Origin of the sequence: uncultured Roseibium sp., assembly GCF_963675095.2 — a bacterium.
In the GTDB taxonomy this organism is placed as follows: Bacteria; Pseudomonadota; Alphaproteobacteria; order Rhizobiales; family Stappiaceae; genus Roseibium.
The window spans coordinates 65,397-78,409 of record NZ_CAXXSJ010000056.1 but is presented as its reverse complement, the minus strand read 5'-3'; the positions used below and the strand labels follow the sequence as shown (position 1 = coordinate 78,409).

13 protein-coding genes and 1 riboswitch are annotated in these 13,013 nt (G+C 60.6%); of the genes, 9 read left to right on the top strand and 4 right to left on the bottom strand.

Features of this window, described 5'->3' with window-relative positions; genetic code table 11:
- Positions 1 to 7: 7 nt before the first annotated feature.
- From ABIN98_RS21705 to ABIN98_RS21690, 4 genes are read left to right on the top strand one after another with little or no spacing between them, the layout of a single operon-like run.
- Positions 8 to 1,087: a C4-dicarboxylate TRAP transporter substrate-binding protein gene (locus ABIN98_RS21705; protein WP_346913061.1), complete on the top strand. Its 1,080-nt coding sequence runs from the start codon at positions 8 to 10 to the stop codon at positions 1,085 to 1,087.
- Positions 1,088 to 1,102: 15 nt separating this feature from the next.
- Positions 1,103 to 1,666 carry a TRAP transporter small permease gene (locus ABIN98_RS21700; RefSeq protein ID WP_346913059.1) on the top strand — a complete coding sequence of 188 codons (564 nt, stop codon included), beginning with the start codon at positions 1,103 to 1,105 and terminating at the stop codon, positions 1,664 to 1,666.
- Complete coding sequence (locus tag ABIN98_RS21695; protein ID WP_346913057.1) at positions 1,663 to 2,976, top strand: TRAP transporter large permease; 1,314 nt, start codon at positions 1,663 to 1,665, stop codon at positions 2,974 to 2,976. Before ABIN98_RS21700 ends, ABIN98_RS21695 begins: the two co-directional genes overlap by 4 nt.
- 24 nt (positions 2,977 to 3,000) lie before the next feature.
- A complete protein-coding gene (locus ABIN98_RS21690; protein WP_346913055.1) occupies positions 3,001 to 3,525 on the top strand; it encodes an NADPH-dependent FMN reductase in 525 nt (174 codons plus the stop codon).
- Positions 3,526 to 3,728: 203 nt separating this feature from the next.
- Here the strand turns inward: ABIN98_RS21690 and ABIN98_RS21685 are convergent, their stop codons facing one another.
- The 4 genes from ABIN98_RS21685 to ABIN98_RS21670 form a co-directional block, all read right to left on the bottom strand.
- Complete coding sequence (locus ABIN98_RS21685; RefSeq protein ID WP_346913053.1) at positions 3,729 to 4,556, bottom strand: class I SAM-dependent methyltransferase; 828 nt, start codon at positions 4,554 to 4,556, stop codon at positions 3,729 to 3,731.
- A gap of 52 nt (positions 4,557 to 4,608) precedes the next feature.
- A complete protein-coding gene (locus tag ABIN98_RS21680; protein WP_346913051.1) occupies positions 4,609 to 5,466 on the bottom strand; it encodes a metal-dependent hydrolase in 858 nt (285 codons plus the stop codon).
- A gap of 259 nt (positions 5,467 to 5,725) precedes the next feature.
- Positions 5,726 to 5,867, bottom strand: a riboswitch (cobalamin riboswitch).
- 185 nt (positions 5,868 to 6,052) lie between these two features.
- Positions 6,053 to 7,024: a fumarylacetoacetate hydrolase family protein gene (locus tag ABIN98_RS21675; protein WP_346913049.1), complete on the bottom strand. Its 972-nt coding sequence runs from the start codon at positions 7,022 to 7,024 to the stop codon at positions 6,053 to 6,055.
- Positions 7,025 to 7,043: 19 nt separating this feature from the next.
- A complete protein-coding gene (locus ABIN98_RS21670) occupies positions 7,044 to 7,712 on the bottom strand; it encodes a CerR family C-terminal domain-containing protein (RefSeq protein ID WP_346913047.1) in 669 nt (222 codons plus the stop codon).
- Positions 7,713 to 7,830: 118 nt separating this feature from the next.
- Here ABIN98_RS21670 and ABIN98_RS21665 point away from each other — a divergent pair, with 118 nt between their 5' ends.
- The 5 genes from ABIN98_RS21665 to ABIN98_RS21645 all read left to right on the top strand — a co-directional run bounded on the left by ABIN98_RS21665 (position 7,831) and on the right by ABIN98_RS21645 (position 12,926).
- A complete protein-coding gene (locus tag ABIN98_RS21665) occupies positions 7,831 to 8,904 on the top strand; it encodes a C4-dicarboxylate TRAP transporter substrate-binding protein (RefSeq protein ID WP_346913045.1) in 1,074 nt (357 codons plus the stop codon).
- Positions 8,905 to 8,968: 64 nt separating this feature from the next.
- Positions 8,969 to 9,490, top strand: a complete 522-nt coding sequence (locus tag ABIN98_RS21660; protein ID WP_346913043.1) for a TRAP transporter small permease — start codon at positions 8,969 to 8,971, stop codon at positions 9,488 to 9,490.
- Positions 9,487 to 10,800: a TRAP transporter large permease gene (locus ABIN98_RS21655; RefSeq protein ID WP_346913041.1), complete on the top strand. Its 1,314-nt coding sequence runs from the start codon at positions 9,487 to 9,489 to the stop codon at positions 10,798 to 10,800. Before ABIN98_RS21660 ends, ABIN98_RS21655 begins: the two co-directional genes overlap by 4 nt.
- A 13-nt stretch (positions 10,801 to 10,813) precedes the next feature.
- Positions 10,814 to 11,812 carry an MBL fold metallo-hydrolase gene (locus ABIN98_RS21650; protein WP_346913039.1) on the top strand — a complete coding sequence of 333 codons (999 nt, stop codon included), beginning with the start codon at positions 10,814 to 10,816 and terminating at the stop codon, positions 11,810 to 11,812.
- A gap of 166 nt (positions 11,813 to 11,978) precedes the next feature.
- Positions 11,979 to 12,926 carry a LysR substrate-binding domain-containing protein gene (locus tag ABIN98_RS21645; protein WP_346913322.1) on the top strand — a complete coding sequence of 316 codons (948 nt, stop codon included), beginning with the start codon at positions 11,979 to 11,981 and terminating at the stop codon, positions 12,924 to 12,926.
- The last annotated feature ends 87 nt before the right edge of the window (positions 12,927 to 13,013 follow it).

Sequence of the window (13,013 nt, the reverse complement as noted above, 5' to 3'; positions counted from 1 at the left end):
GGAACCAATGAAAACCCTGTTCGGACTGCTGACTGCGGGCATGCTGACACTATCCGTGCCGGCCATGGCCCAGGAAACGATCAATCTCACCGTGGCGTCGAGCCATCCGACCGCGATCCCGTGGGTCGGCATGATCAAGACCCATTTCATGGCCCGGACCGACGAGATCCTGGCCAAGACCGGCAACTACAAGATCGACTGGAACGAGGCCTTCGGCGGCCAGCTGTACAAGGCGAACGCCACGCTGACCTCGGTGGAAGAAGGCATCACCGATATCGGCTGGGTGTTCTCCTTCCTGGAGGCGGCCAAGCTGCCGCTCAGCCAGGCGTCCAGCTATGCGCCGTTTTCCACCAACAACCCGGCGGTCCAGCTGTCGGTGATGGAAGAGCTTTTTGAGACCAACGATGCCTTCCGCAACGAGTGGGAACAGCACAATCTGAAGGTGCTCGGCTTCACGGGAACCGACGGCTATGACCTCTATACCAAGGAGCCTCTGGACAGCTTCGCTGCGCTCAATGGCATGAAACTGTCCGCCCCCGGCGTGCTCGGCAACTGGCTGCGCGGCACCGGGGCCAATGCGGTCGACGGGGCGCTCACCACCTTCTACACCGACATCCAGACCGGTGTGTCGGACGGGGTGCTGTCCCTTGCCCTCGGCATCCTGCCGACCAAGGTCTACGAGGTCGCGCCCTATATCACCCGCGTGGACATGGGCGTTGCCTACTCCGGTGCGGTTGCCATCAACCGGGACACCTGGGACGGTCTGCCAGAAGAAGTGCAGAACGCCATGATCGAGGCGGGCAAGTACTATACGGTCTCCCATGGCGAGGACCTGCTGAAGCGCCACGAATTCGCGCTCAACAAGATGCTCGAGGTCGGGGCCGACCAGAACCCGCCGGTCACAATGACGCCGATGACGCAAAGCGACCGCGGTGCCTGGGTGAACGCGATGCCCAATCTCGCCAAGGAATGGGCCGATTCCCTGGAAGAGCGGAACATTCCGGCGCGCGACTTCCTCAAGGCCTACATGGCCGGGCTCCGCAAGAAAGGCGAGACGCCCGTGCGTGCCTGGGACAACGATCTCTGATCGCGGTCCGGTAACGTGACGGGACATCCTGAAAACGCCGGCGTTTCCGAAGGGGAACGCCGGCTTCCAATCCTGCGCCGCTCGTGGGGCTTCCTCGTCGATGCGCTGGCGGCGTTGGGCACGCTGCTGATCGGGGTTCTGATGCTGGTCATTTGCGCCGATGCGGTCGCTCGCAACACCATGGGTGCGTCCCTGCCACTCGTCTCCGAACTGGGCGCCCTGATGCTGGTGATGATCGTCTATCTGCAGCTCGCCACCACCGTGCGCGCCGACCGCCTCGCCCGCACGGAAATCTTCTTCACCGGCTTCCGCGAATGCTATCCGCGCGCGGGCGCCCTGTTGTCCGCCGTTTTCGATGCCGTGGGAGCCGCCGCAATCGGCGGCATCGCCTGGTCGACGATCCGGATCCTGGAGAAGGACTGGAAGTCGGGCGAATATATCGGCGTGACCGGCATCGCCACCCTTCCGACCTGGCCGTTCCGGGTGCTTATCCTGCTGGGCGTGACCGTGGCCGCGATCGAATTTCTCATGCGTGTTGTTGCCGCCCTGCGCTATGCGGCCTCGGGAGGTGCCAAATGAGCCCGGTCGAAATCGGCATCGCGGCCATCACCGGCCTGATGGTCCTGATCTATCTCGGCATGCCCATCGGGGTCTCGATGCTGGCCGTTTCCTTCTTCGGTGTTGCCGCCATCCGCAGCGACGTCGTCGCCGTGCGCATGATCGGCGCCGTCGCCAACGACTCCTTGCGGGAGTATCTGTTCGCCGTGGTCCCGCTGTTCGTGCTGATGGGACTGCTCGTCACCGTTTCCGGCGTCGGTAAGGACACGTTCGACGTGTTCGAGCGGGCCATGAAGCGGATCCGCGCCGGTCTCGGCATGGCGACCGTCTTTTCCAATGCCATCTTCGCATCGATCACCGGCATTTCGATCGCGTCGGCCTCGGTCTTCAGCCGTGTCGCGGTTCCCGAAATGATCCGGCACGGCTATTCCCGGCGGTTCTCGACCGGGGTTGTCGCGGGCAGCTCGGTGCTGGGCATGCTGATCCCGCCGTCGCTCCTGATGATCGTCTATGCGGTCATTGCCGAGGAATCGGTCGGCCGCATGTTCCTCGCAGGGATCGGGCCGGGGATCCTGCTCTCCCTGATGTTCTGCCTGGCGATCTGGCTGATGGCCACGTTCCGCAAGGATTTCGTCTTTTCCACGGCGCATGACACAGGCGACATCGGCGATCTGAACCTGCGCGACGTCGTTTTCAAGGCGATCCCGATCCTGTGCCTGATGCTGCTCGTCCTCGGCGGGCTTTACGGAGGTTTTCTCAATCCGACCGAAGCCGGTGCGGCCGGTGCCTTCGGCGCCCTGGTGGTCGCGCTCTTGCGCCGGTCCCTCACCGGCCGCAGCTTCTGGCGGCTTTTGGTGGAAACCGGGCAGATCACCGTCTCTGTCCTGTTCCTGATCATGGCGGCAAGTTTCTTCAGCCGCATGCTGGCGCTGTCCGGCCTGCCGAACGCGCTGGCCGACCTGCTCCTGAGCAGTTCGCTCGGCGCCTACGGTTTCCTGCTGCTCTTCCTGGTGCTGGTGATCATGCTCGGCTGCCTGATCGATTCCATCTCGATCATGCTGATCCTGCTGCCGATCGCTTTACCCGTCGCGGAGGCCGCCGGGTTCGACCTGATCTGGTTCGGGGTCCTCACCGTGATCGGCGTGGAGGTCGGGCTGCTCACGCCGCCCTTCGGCCTGTCCGTCTACACGATCAAGTCGTCCATGGCCGATCCGGATCTGACCCTCGGGGACGTCTTCCGCGGCGCCATGCCCTTCGTCCTCACCATGATCCTGTGCATCGCAATCATCGTCGCCTTCCCGCCGATCGCGACCTACATCGCGCGGCTTTGAAGAAGAACTCCGGAGACCAGACCCATGAAGACCCTTCTCTTCATCTGCGGCAGCCTGCGGGCAGCCTCTTCCGCCCGCGGCACCCAAAGGGCGCTACAGGCAGCCCTCGCCGGGACTTGCGCGTTTGACGCGGCCGACATCGGCGCGCTGCCTCATTACAACGCGGACATAACCGACAACCCGGAAGTAGAGACCTTCAAGCGCCAGGTGGCGGCGGCCGACGGCGTCGTGTTCGTCACGCCGGAATACAATTACGGCATCCCCGGCGTCCTCAAGAACGCCATCGACTGGGCATCCCGGCCGGGCTACGCCTCCGTCTTCAAGGACAAGCCCGTCTTCGTCATCACCGTCTCCGGCGGCGCGCTCGGCGGTGCGCGTGCCCAAGCGCAGCTGAAATACGCCATGAGCGCCGTGCTGGCCCGGGTGTTTCCCTATCAGGAAGTCGTCGTCCCGACCGCCAATGACAAGATGAAGGATGGTGTGCTGGCCGACGAAGCGATCATCAGCTTCGCGAAGGAGGGGTTAAGGGCCTTCATCGCGGAACTCTGAACGGATTGCCTGAAAGGAGTCTTTCAGTGATCGCCTGCGGACAGCCCGTTCCCCAAACTTCGGGCTTGATGATCCGGTTGCGGCATCCTTCCATTCCGGCGAAAAGACCGCACCATCAATTTCCGGGATCAAAACACGTTCGGGTCGATGTCGGCCAGGAACCGCCGTCAAAGATTGCCAATGCCGCAAGCTCTGCTCCGTCTTTAATTGATTTTATTATAGCGGCGCGAAAGATATACGACATCTCCGGATTTCAGCCATTTATATATGGACGATCCTTTGGTTCCTGCGAACTCCAGGAAGAACTTGCTTAAGACCGGCACCTGTTTAATTCGCGTGGTCTTTTTCTCGTTCATTTGATCGAGTGCGCGTATGACGCCTGATGACAGCAGGGTTTCGCCCTGCAATTCCAGCCCGGAGCAGCTCTCAAAGCACTGGTTGGTACCTTCCACCATGTTCGAACCGCGCATATCGGCCCATGAGAACACGCCACCGGGTTTGAGAACGCGGGCTACTTCGGAAAGAAACCCGGACATGTTCGCATAACAGTGGGAGGATTCGATATTGATCACCACATCGAAACTCTCATCGGGGAAGGGAAGATCTTCTGCATCCCCCCATCGAAACGACAGGACATCCGATTCACCATTGAGTTCCTGAGCCCGCTTGACGGTGACATTCGAGTAGTCGATGCCAATGGCAGCTTTTGGCTGATGGTATTTCGCGACATACGCTGTGCCGCCGCCCCGGCCGCAACCAACTTCCAGAACCCATTTTCCAACGAGATCCAGTCCATCCACGGCTTGCTGGTAAAGCCCGATAAAAGCCCGCTCCGGCTCGTCCTCGGCATCGAGCTGAAACGGTTTGCTGCCCGCTGGTAGCAGATAGCCGTAGTTCATGAAGCGCCAGTCCTTGTCCGACCAAAAGCGCGACATGAGGTTGTAGAGTCGACGCCAACCCCACTTGCGCGCCCTGGGAAACAGACCCTTGTCGGCGGCTTCAAGAACCAGATTGAATGCTCGGCTTGTCACAGGTGTTGCTCTTTCTCAAAAAAGTCCGTTGCGATATGGAACGAGGCCGGATTTACGTCGCCTGCTCTGGCTTGACCAAGAGACCATCGGTTTCCCGCGCCACCCATTCCCGCCATGTCTCGATGAGCTTCTCGTCTCGCTCCTTGGCCGGATCGTAGCCGGGCAGGTAGTATTTCAGAAAGGCGAAAAGGCTGAGGCGCATGAACCCGGGCTTGACCAGCAGAAGCCACATAAGGCGCGACCAGAAGCGGACCCCGGTCTTCTCGCCGTCGGCTCGGCAATAGATCGAGATATTGCGGAAGCAGTTGACGGAAAAATGGACGGCGACGCCGTTGGCCGCGCCAGTCCGCAGAAGATACCTTTTCCAGGCAGGCATGCCACGCGTCGCATCGTTGAAGACATCGATAGCGACCGCCATATGCTCCAGTTCCTCCAGCGCGTGCCAGACCCAGAGTCTGCGGTAACGCATGTCCGCCCCTTCGAACAAGGCCGGATTGCGAAGCGTTGCGAAGGAAAACGTGGCGGTAAAATGCTCGATTGCGCAGGTCACCGCCAGACGGATCAGCGGATTTTTCATTTTTCGCAGGGGCCCACAGACGTTTTTTTCCATGGTGTCGACATCATATCCGAGCGCTGCCAGAGACTTGTTGTAATCCACATGCTCGCGCGTATGGAAAGCCTCCTGAACCGCATATCCTTTTATCTCCGCGCCGAGCTCCTTGTCGGAAACCCTGTCCGCATAGTGGTTCAGCGAGCGAATGAAAAAACGCTCTCCTTCCGGCAGGGCAATGGAAAAACAATCGACTATTGCCGTCTTTTGGAGATCTCCGTCGAACCAGTGACGTTTCGAATGTGTCGAAATCCCGAAATGAATATCGCGCGGAATGATGTCCGTGTGTGTAATCGACATTAAAAACTATCCGAACCAGACATTCATGTCTGGCAGTATTAATATTTGCGGGAGCGCATACCGGCGGAAGAAAGCAGTATATTTTTTAGGATGCGCTGGCTCGGTTCAGTCGTTCGCTGGCCATAAGAACGGCTGGCTAAAATGAATACAAAAACCATCGTTGCCTTGCGTGAGAGCAAGGCAGGCAAAAGGCCTCAAATCGTGGCTGTGGTGACACAGGCTTGCCATCTCAATCTCCTTGCCAGGTCATCCCGCCTGGTTGAGTTACATGAACGATGGCAGGTCTCCTTGCCGTTTACAGTTACGGGAGCAGTCATGGAATTGCCGGATCCGGCGCGCCGCATTCCCTATTCATTCCGGCCCGTTGGATGGGACCGGAAACCGACGATTCTCAAAAAAACAAGATTGAAAAAGAAAGTCAATTCGGAAACCCGCGGCTCCTGTACTGCGGGTGATAGAGCGTAACGACCCCCGAAGCGGGGGATCGCGTGGCTGACCGCCGATTGGGTCAGGCATCGCGATGACGGGGAGGTTCTGACCCCCGCCAATATCTTTTCCTGATGAACGTCGAAGCGCAGCCCGTTCCTCAAACTTCGGGCTTGATGATCCGGTTGCGCAGGATGCCGATACCTTCGACTTCCAGCTCGACGACATCGCCGGGTGCCAGAAAGCGCATGTGTTCGAGCCCGCATCCGTTGCCGACGGTTCCGGACCCGAGAAACTCGCCCGGGTACAGGGTTTCCGAGGCACTGATGTGCTCGATCAGGTCTTCGAAGGACCAGTACATGGTGGAGGTGGAGCCGCGCCCGATTTCCTCGCCGTTGATCCGGCAGATCATGGTGAGATTATAGGGGTCCGTCAGTTCGTCGGCGGTGACCAGGCAGGGTCCCATCGGATTGGATGTATCGAAGTCCTTGCCCTTGGCCGGGCCGAGCTGGCCGCCCATCTCGGCCGTCTGCGCATCCCGCGCGGTGACGTCGTTGAAGATCGTGTAGCCGAAGATGAAATCGCGGGCGTTTTCCTTTTTGACGTCCTTCGCGGCCTTGCCGATGTAGCAGCCGAATTCCAGTTCGAAGTCCATGAAATTGGAGTAGCCCGGCCAGATCACGTCGTGATCGTGGCCGGTGACCGCAAAGCGGTTCGCCTTGTAGTAGATCGGCTGGTCGTAGAAGGTCTGCGGAACCGATAGAATGCCTCTCGCTTCCATGTCCTTCATGGCCGCTTCGGGATCCGCGGCCTGTTGCGCGCGCAACTTGCGGGCATTGGTGAAGGCCTGGACCAGGTGGGTTTCGAAGCACAGGCAGTCGCGCATCTGGATCGGCGGCTGGATCGGGGCCTGCAGGCGAACCTCGGCACGGTCGACCGTGGAGGCTGCCGATGCCCTGGCGATGGCGTCGCGGGCGGCGGACAAGCCGTCTTCGCCGGCCTCGACGAGGCCTTGAATCGACAAGATGGCTCCGTCCGAAGCGCGCCCCAGGTCCACGATCCGGGTTTCGTCGGAAATCAGCGCGCCGGGACGGCCGATGCCGTCGCCCTTGTCATAGGTTACCAGTTTCACGGTTGCATCTCCCCAAAGGTCAGCTGTTTTTTGTCATTGTGCGATCGCGGTACTTCATGCCCGCGGTCAGGATGGCCACCATGTGCCTTGCGGCATCTTCATAGTCCTGAGAAGAGCACGCGCCGTCGGACAGCCGGGCGATCCGGCCGTTGTCCATCATGACCAGCATCATGGCGCCGAGCATGGTGTGATAGGCCCAATGCACCTCGGCCTTGGTCCAGTGCGGAAAACATTCGGCGATGGCTTCGATCATCATCTGCGCGACCGGATCGAACATGTCGCGGAAAATGCCACGCGTTTCCGCGCTCGGATCCGACAGTTCGCGCGCCATGATCTGCCCGAAGTAGGACGATTTCTCCGAGCCGCGCAGGTTGAACATCGGATAGATCAGGGCTTTCACGACCAGTTCGATCCGCCGGTCGAGGTCCGGTTCGCTGCGCGCAAGCTGCAGGCCGGTGACCCGCTGGTCGTAGATCGTCGGCACGCGCTTTTCGAACAGGGCGCGGTAAAGACCTTCCTTCGAACCGAAGTGATAATTGATCAACGCGACCGGGACGGAGGCCAGCGTCGCGATCTTCCGGACACTCGAACCGTCATAGCCAAGCTCGGCGAACACGCGCTCGGCCGCATCCATGATCCGCGCGCGTGTCGGTTCCAATTGCTCCGTCTCGGCCTTGGCTCTGCTCACGATAGGGTCCTTGAATGGCGGTTATTGAACAACATAATAAAAATCTTGAACACTTGTTCAAGTCAGCTTATCGTGAATCTACAAAAAATTAAGTTGGGTCGAAATCTGGGAGGAGATCATGAAGGCCTTATTGAAAACCGCAGGCATCTGCGGCGCGCTCTTGATGGGTTGGAACGCCACGGCATATGCGCAGGAAACCATCAGACTGACGGCGATCTCGGGTCACCCCGAAGTCTTTTTGTGGGTGAAGCACATCAAGGACACCTTCATCCCCACGGTGAATGCCGAGTTGGCCAAGACCGGCGACGTCAAGGTCGAGTGGACCGAAGCCTATGGCGGAACCCTGGTGAAGCTCGGTTCGGAAGCGGAGTCCATGCGCAGCGGCATCGCCGACGTCGCGATGGCCTCCGGCGTTTTCTCTCCAGCCGAACTCGGCATCCTCAATCTCACCTACGCCATGCCGTTCGGTCCGACGGATCCCGAAATGGTGACCAATGCGGTCGAGGGGGCGCTGAGCAGCACCGAAGGCCTTCTGGACCAGATCGCCGAGGAAACCGGCGTGGTCTATATCGGCGGCGGCGTCGCCATCGACGGCTACAACATCGCCGCGACCAAGCCGCTCAAGTCCCGGGCGGAGATGAAGGGCATGAAGATCGGCGGGGCCGGTCCGAACCTGGCATGGCTCGACAGCACCGGCGCCGTGGGCGTCCAGGGCAGCTATGTCACCTTCTACAACGACATCAAGACCGGCGTGTATGACGGCAATATCGGCTGGATGACGGCCAATGTCCCGGCCAAGATCTACGAAGTGGCACCTTACTACGCCAAGGTCGATTTCGGCGCGATGTACATTGGCGGCCTGGGAATTTCCAAGACCCGCTGGGACGACTTCTCCGACAGCACCAAGGCCGCGTTCCGGACCGCCGCGAAAGCCTATTCTCAGGCGTTCTTCGCGGAACAGAATGCGCGATACGAGGCGGCCAAGACGAAGATGCTGGAAAACGGCGGCCAGATTATCGAGTTCCCGGCAGCGGATCGTGACGCCTGGATCAAGGAAATGACCAATCCGGTCACGGCTTGGCGTAAGGCGGCCCTTGCCCGCAACGAACCGGTGGACGAATTGCTCGGCGCTTACGTCGGCAATCTGAAACAGGCCGGCTTCACCTTCACCCGCGACTATCTCTCCGAGTAACCCGCGTTCGAACAGACCCGGCCGGTTTCCGGCCGGGTCAAGGACTGACCGCACGGAGGACTGAATGCGCGGGAAACTTGACGGATCCGACGGGGCCCTCGGATCGATCGTGGCCGGACTGAATGCCGTCGGCTCCTTCTGGATCATCGGCCTCATGCTGCTGATTTGCGCCGACGTTGCCATGCGCAACCTGTTCAACGCGCCGATTGCAGGTGTTGCCGAAATGGTGGCGTTTTCCATCGTCGGCATCGTCTTCCTGCAACTGGCGCATACGCTCCGCACGGGGTCGTTGACCCGTACCGATCTCCTCCTGTCGGCGCTGGAACATCGTGCGCCGATGGCAAAGCGCCTGTTGCTGGTCCTTTTCAATCTGGTCGGCGCGTCCGCGATCGGGCTGACCTTCTGGTATTTCCTGCCGTCACTCGAGGTTGCCTGGACCAAGCCGGACCGCAACTTCATGGGCAACCCCGGCTTCTTCCAGATCCCGACCTGGCCGCTCTACGCCCTGATGGCCATCGGCATGCTGGCGACCGTCTTCCAGTTCCTGGCATCGGCACGCGATGCCTTGAGGGGAGGCAGGGCATGAGCGGGATCGAGATTGCGTTCGGATCGATCGCACTCATGCTGGTGCTGATCTATTCCGGCATGCATGTTGCCGTGGCGCTGATCGCGACCTCCTTCGGCGGCGTCTGGCTGTTGCGCGGCAACTTCGATCTGGCGGCCGACATGATGGTGGTCGCGTTCAAGGATTCCATCACCGACCAGCTCTTCGGCGTGGTGCCGCTGTTTGTCCTCATGGGTCTGGTCGTGTCCGTGTCGGGCATCGGCCGCGACACGTTCGACGTGGCACAACAGGGCTTGCGGCGTTTGCGCGGCGGTCTCGGCGTGGCGACCGTCGCCGCCAACGCCATCTTTGCCGCCATCACCGGCATTTCCATCGCCTCGGCGGCGGTCTTCACCAAGGTGGCCGTGCCGGAAATGCGCCGCCACGGCTATACACCCCATTTCTCGGTCGGCGTCGTCGCCGGGTCCTCCGTTCTCGGCATGCTGATCCCGCCGTCACTCCTGTTCATTCTCTACGGCATTCTGACGGAACAGTCGGTCGGTTCGCTGTTTATCGCCGGGGTCATCCCGGGCCTGCTGCTGGCAACGGTCTTTGCGGTCGGCATCGTCCTGATGGGCTACCTGACCCCGCAATTCATCGGCGGCATGCAGGATGACGGCGAAGAGGCCCTTTCCATGTCGGCGGCGGAGGCAACGGGCAAGTTGCTGCCGATCGTCGTTCTGGTCGCCCTTGTCTTGGGCGGCATCTACGGCGGCGTCTTCACCCCGACCGAAGCCGGTGCGGTCGGAGCCGCGGGCGCCCTGGTTCTGGCGATCGGCAAGCGCCGCCTGTCCTGGAACAATTTCTGGCAGGTCCTGGTGCAGACGGGTCATACGACGGCCGCCATCTGCTTCCTGATCATGGGGGCGAGCCTCTATTCGCGCATGCTGGCCTTTTCCGGCCTGCCCGGATGGCTCAGCAACGCCGCGATCGACGGCGGCTATTCGGCCAACGGGGTGGTTTTGGCGATGATCGCCGTGATGGTGATCCTCGGCACCATCCTCGACAGCTCGTCCATCCTCCTGCTCGTGCTGCCGATCGTCGTCCCGATCCTGACCGGCCTTCATGTGGATCTGATCTGGCTGGGCGTGATCACCATCCTTGCCGTCGAGGTCGGCTTGCTGACCCCGCCGTTCGGCATCGCCGTCTACGTCATCAAGTCGACCCTGGGGCCGGACACGGATGTGTCGCTGGGCCAGATCTTCCTGGGTGCAGCCCCCTTCGCCCTGATGATGTTCCTGGTTCTGGGCCTCGTCTTCCTGTTCCCAGCCCTCGCAACCGTACTGCTTTAAAGAGAGAGACCCCATGTCCAGATGGCAATTCACCAAAGGCCTTCACGATCTCGGTAACGGTTGCTGGGCCTATTTGCAGCCGGACGGGTCCTGGGGCTGGTCCAATGCGGGCATCATTGCCGACGGGGACGCCTCGCTTCTCGTCGACACCCTGTTCGACCTGAAATACACGAAGGAAATGCTGGACGCGATGCGGGCCTCGATCCCCGCGGCGGAAAAGATCGGCATTCTGGTAAACACCCACGCCGACGGCGACCACACATTCGGCAACCAGCTCGTCGAAGGCGCGCGCATCATTGCGACCGAAGGCACCGTCAGCGACTTCGCACGTTTCGACCCGGCCGTGCTCGACCAGATCATGAAGGATCCGGCAAAATACGGCCGCGCCGGAGATTTCATGGCGGAATGTTTCCGGCCGTTTGAGTTCTCCGATATCGTTCTGACCCCGCCGACGGAGACCTTCAAGGACCGGATGACCATCAAGGTCGGGGACAAGACGGTGGAGCTGATCGAGGTCGGTCCGTCCCATTCGTTGGGCGATGCGCTGATCCATGTGCCCGCCGACAAGGTGATCTACACCGGCGACATCCTGTTTTCGGAAGGCACGCCGATTGCCTGGTATGGCCCGATCGCCCGCTGGATCGACGTTTGCAATCTCGTTCTGGACATGGATGTGGAGACCATCGTGGCCGGTCATGGTCCGATTTCGACCAAGGAGGACGTGCGCCGTATGCGCGACTACCTCATGGACGTCACCGAAAAGGCGCGCCCGTTCTATGAGCAGGGCATCGATTTCCTCGATGCGGCCTACAAGATCGATCTCGGCGAGTACCGCGACTGGAACGATGCGGAACGGGTCATCGTGACCCTGCGCACTCTCTACGACGATTTCGATGGCGCCGCCGAGCGGCCGGTGCATCCGCCGATCCCGTTCTTCGAACACATGAAGGACATGCGCGAGCACCTCGGCAAGCCCCCGGTTCACTGCGACTTCTGCTGCCACGAACACTAGGCCACGGATTTATTGGGCTTTCAAAACGCCACGGCAATCAGGTTTGTGGCACTTGCCTTTGTCCTGAATCTCGGCAGGAACGATTTGTCCGCCGGTGTTTCCGGTTGCCGCATCCGGTCAATCTCTGCAAGGGTGTCTGCGTGGAAACGGACATCGGAGCAGTTCCATTACCAGAAGGAATATTCAGTCCCAGCTGAACCTCCGCCATTTGCGCGTGATCAAGGAGCTTGACGAACTCAAGCTCGTCGCGCGCGTGGCCGAAGCGCTGAATGTAACCCAGCCGGCGGTTTCCAAGCAGGTCGCGGAGCTTGAGAACATTGTCGGCGTTCCGATCGTGTCTCGGGACCGTAACCGGCTGTACCTTACGCCGATCGGCATGAGGCTGGCCGAACATGCCCGCCGGGTTCTCAATCAACTGGACCGGGCCGCTTTTGATATCGACGCAATGGCATCGGGCGTATCCGGCTCGGTTGCCATCGGAGCGGTCAGCTCGGTCGCACCGATCGTCTTGCCCGGCGCGATCGCCTTGTTCAAGTCCGGGGCTCCCGATGCGGAGGTATCGCTCTACGAAGGGCATTTCGTCTCGCTATTTCCGCAGCTTGAAGCCGGGACCATCGATTTGCTGATTGCCAGGGTCTGGCAGGCGAACGAGTTGCCGGGCGTCGAACAGATGGTCCTGTTGCGCGAACCGATTGTGGTTGTCGCGGGGCCGGATCACCCGCTTGCGCGCCATGCTTCGGTCGACTGGTCGGATGCGATCGACTGGCCCTGGATCTTGCCGCAGGCGAATTCGATCGCGCGGCGGGCAATGGATGCGCTTTTCGCCGAGCATGGCCTTCTCACGCCGACAAACACGATCGCGTCGCTGTCGCTTTCGGTCAATCTCGAGATCCTGCGGCTGATGCCGGCGCTCGGATTGTTTCCCCTCAGTTTGGCGCGTGCCCACTCCGCAAGGGGTGAGGTCGTTATCCTGCCGCTGGATACGCAAGGCTTTCTTTCGGAAGCCCATTGCTATTGGCGCCGCGATCAGACGGAATCCAACAGCACCCTGGGACTGTTCCTGAAATGCCTGAGGCAGACATCGGAACAGCGCAAAACCATTCCATTTGGTTAAGGTTGTAGGCGGAACAATCATTATTCGCCGCGGGTCTCTTCGGTTAGCTTTCGGCGTCCCGGCAAATCCCGGGACGGGAGGAGACAA